The 3,129-nt window shown below is 69.8% G+C and carries 4 protein-coding genes; 2 read left to right on the forward strand and 2 right to left on the reverse strand.

Features of this window, described 5'->3' with window-relative positions:
- Nucleotides 1–64: 64 nt before the first annotated feature.
- Nucleotides 65–784 carry a MerR family transcriptional regulator gene (locus FVW20_RS10720; protein ID WP_196609523.1) on the reverse strand — a complete coding sequence of 240 codons (720 nt, stop codon included), beginning with the start codon at nucleotides 782–784 and terminating at the stop codon, nucleotides 65–67.
- Between the two features lie 265 nt (nucleotides 785–1,049).
- Between FVW20_RS10720 and FVW20_RS10725 the strand changes: the two genes are divergently transcribed.
- A complete protein-coding gene (locus FVW20_RS10725; RefSeq protein WP_167122055.1) occupies nucleotides 1,050–1,337 on the forward strand; it encodes an HU family DNA-binding protein in 288 nt (95 codons plus the stop codon).
- 194 nt (nucleotides 1,338–1,531) lie between these two features.
- Here FVW20_RS10725 and FVW20_RS10730 read toward each other — a convergent pair whose 3' ends face one another.
- Entirely contained in the window at nucleotides 1,532–2,233 is a 702-nt protein-coding gene (locus FVW20_RS10730) for a C40 family peptidase (protein ID WP_196609525.1), read from the reverse strand.
- A gap of 159 nt (nucleotides 2,234–2,392) precedes the next feature.
- Between FVW20_RS10730 and FVW20_RS10735 the strand changes: the two genes are divergently transcribed.
- Nucleotides 2,393–3,129: 3'(2'),5'-bisphosphate nucleotidase CysQ family protein (locus FVW20_RS10735; RefSeq protein WP_307831495.1), on the forward strand; the 737-nt coding region annotated here is incomplete at its 3' end.

The raw sequence follows: 3,129 nt of genomic DNA on the forward strand, positions 1-3,129 counted from the left end.
GCCGCGTGGCTGGGCGCGGTGTGGCCGGGCGACGGTGTGGCTGCGTGGCCGGGCGGTTGGTCGGCTATGCCTGGTCGCGCACCCGCTGCCGTCGGTCCGCGATGACCCGGCCCAGCCAGTCGCGCAACTGGTCCAGGTCCTGCTGGTGAATCTTTTCGGAGGAATCCAGCAACAGGCGCAGGGTTTCCACATCCTTGCGGATGGAGCCCACCTCGCCTTCGGCGGTGCGGGCAAGGTCGGCCAGCAGGTCGATGGCCGACTGCCGGGCCGCGAGGGTGGACAGGGCGGCGGCAATGGTGTCCAGCGCGCGGGTCTGGTGTTCGATGAGCGTGTACAGCGCATGCCCCGGTTCCACGCCGCCCATGGGCATTGGCGGAACAGCGGGTACGCCGTCCGGTACGGGTACCGGTTGTACGGGCTGGGGCGCGGCACTTGCGGTGGGGATTGTTGCGGAAGCGCCGTCCGCAGTGTTGCCACGGGACGGGGCCGGCTGGGCGGCGGCATTGCGGGGAAAACGCCGGGCCAGGATCGCCTCCACCGCGCTTGCGGTGCGGGCGGTGTGCATGGCCTCGATGATGGCTTCGATGATGGTCAGGGTATCCGTGCGGTAGCGGCGGCGGCGCCCGTCGCCCACGGTGGGCATGAACGCCGCAAAGCGCTTGCAGTAGTAACGTGCGGTGGATTCCGGCAGGGAGAGGCGGCGGGCGATGTCGGCTATGGTCAGCAGGCCGTCGTCGGAAGGCGGCGCGGGCTGTGCGGAATCGCGCGGCAGGGGGCTTGGCATGGTGTGCTCCCGTGGCGTTGTGGCGGATGCGCTGCCCTTGGCATGCGCAATGCCTGTTGCTCTGGGGCCGTGTGCATCCCTTCTCCTATACGCAATGCGAATCAAGCGCAACAGACCGGGGAACGACGGAGGAGAACCGCGTGTATCCTTGATTTGCGGGCCGTGAAACGATTGACAAGAAAACGAGGTCACTGCATAGGGTGGAACATGCTGACCGTGGTTTGGTTACGGGGGGAAATCCGCATAGCGCAAGGAGGACATCCTGATGTTGACCAAGGCTGAATTTGTTGCCGCCCTCAAAGAGGCGCTGCCCGACGTGTTCGTGACCAAGGTGAGCGCCGAAAAGGCGTATGATGCGTTCTGCCGCGTGCTCGCCGATGGCGTTGCCAACGGCGCAGGCGTGCGTCTGCCCGGCGTGGGAGCGTTCTCGGTCACCGAGCGGGCCGCCCGCACGGGACGGAACCCCCAGACCGGTCAGAGCATTTCCATTCCGGCCCGCAAGGCCGTGAAGTTCATGGCCGCCAAGACCCTTGTCGACGGCCTGAACAAGTAGCATTCACGCGTCCGGACGCGAACGGCCGCATCCTTCGGGGTGCGGTCGTTTTCTTTTGGGAATGCGTGGCGTGCCGCGCCATGCTCTTGTGGGGCGCGGTGGGCGGCGGCCTGCAGTGCAGGATGCGCGGGCGCCTGGCCCGGCGGAATCGGGCCACAAGGAGTCGGGCTGGAGACAGTCGGGCCGGGCGGATATCAGGGCTGGCTGGCGACGGGCTGGTCCGCCGGGCGCAGGATGCGCCGCGCGGCAATGAAGGCGCGCTGCCAGTAGTGTACGGTCAGGCTTTCCTCGCGCACTGTGCCGCCGGGCTTGGGGCTGTGCACGAACTGCCCGCCCCCGGTGTAGATGGCCGTGTGCAGGCCCAGCGGGCCGGACCCGGTTCGGAACACGATGATGTCGGCGGGGCGCAGTTCGTGGCCGGGGGGGACAGGGCTGCCGCAGGCGGCCTGCTCTTCCGTGGTGCGCGGCAGGTTCACCCCGTGCTGGTGGAACGTCCACCACACGAAGCCCGAACAGTCGAACCCTTCCGCCGGGGTGCGCCCCCCGTTGCGGTAGGGCACGCCCAGAGCGGAGCGGGCGGTGTGCACCAGCGCCTGTGACGGCGCGGACGGCGCCTGCTGGCGGGTCTGAGGTTGTGCGTCAGGGGGAATGGCGATCTGCTGCTTGCCCGCGCAGCCCGCAAGTGCCACAACGGACAGCAGCAGGACGGCCAGCGCGGTCCAGCGTGCGGCACTCCGGCGGGCTGCCCCTGTGGCCGTCTGCTGACCGACCGGGGCATGGCCGTGCCGATGGGCGCAATGCTCCGCACCGCGCGTTCCGGCACGTTGCGGAGTGGCGGTGGCAATGCTGTCAGGGTGCGCGCGCCGGTTCATGTCGGCGGAGTGTGCGGGGCGCATGGCCGCCCTGTAGCACGAAATCCTGCAAAAGCCCATGCATGCGGAGGGGCGATGGCCGACGGAAAGCGGGACGGATGCACGGAATGCCGCGACGGCGCGGGCGCACGGGAGCGTGCGGCGGGACACGGGCGTCCGGGATCGCCGCAGGAGGTGCTTGCCGTGCCTTCGGACCGTTGCCCGAATCTCCCGAATCATCCGGATTGCCCGGATTGTCCGGACCATCTTGACCCCACGGGGGCCGCCGGTTTCGCAGGCCCTACGGACAGGGCGCCCGTTGCGGCCTTCCGTGCGCAGCCCTCTGCCGCGTCCTTTCCCCTGCGCGATCTGCTGCCCGTGGTGATGGAGGCGGGCCGGGCCATCCTGCACTGGTGCGGCGGGGCCGCCCCGCGCACCCGCCGCAAGGCCGACGATTCGCCGGTCACCGAGGCGGACGAGGCCTCGCAGGCCGTGCTGGTCCAGGGATTGGCCCGGCTGCGGCCAGACCTGCCCGTGCTGTCCGAGGAAGGACGCATTCCCCCGCATGCCGAGCGCGCGGGCTGGACGCGTTTTCTGCTGGTGGACCCGCTGGACGGCACGCGCGGCTTTCTGAACGGTGAAGGAGACTTTGCGGTGTGCGTGGCCCTGGTGGAACATGGCGTTCCCGCAGCGGGCATCCTGCACTTTCCCGCGCTGGGTGTGACCTGGTTCGGCGGGCGCGCCTGCGGTGCGTGGCGGGTGGAGAACGACGCCCCTCCGGAGCCGGTGTGCGCCGCGCGCGTGTTTCCGCAACGGGCCACGGTGATGCAGGGGCGTGTGCGCCGCACCCCCCGGCTGGACGCCTATCTGGCCGCGCATGCGGATATCTGTTCGGCGGCGTTTCCGGGGCGTCCCGGTGCGCCCGCGCCCGTGCCCATGCC

Origin of the sequence: Nitratidesulfovibrio oxamicus (assembly GCF_015731765.1) — a bacterium.
Lineage (GTDB): Bacteria > Desulfobacterota > Desulfovibrionia > Desulfovibrionales > Desulfovibrionaceae > Cupidesulfovibrio > Cupidesulfovibrio oxamicus.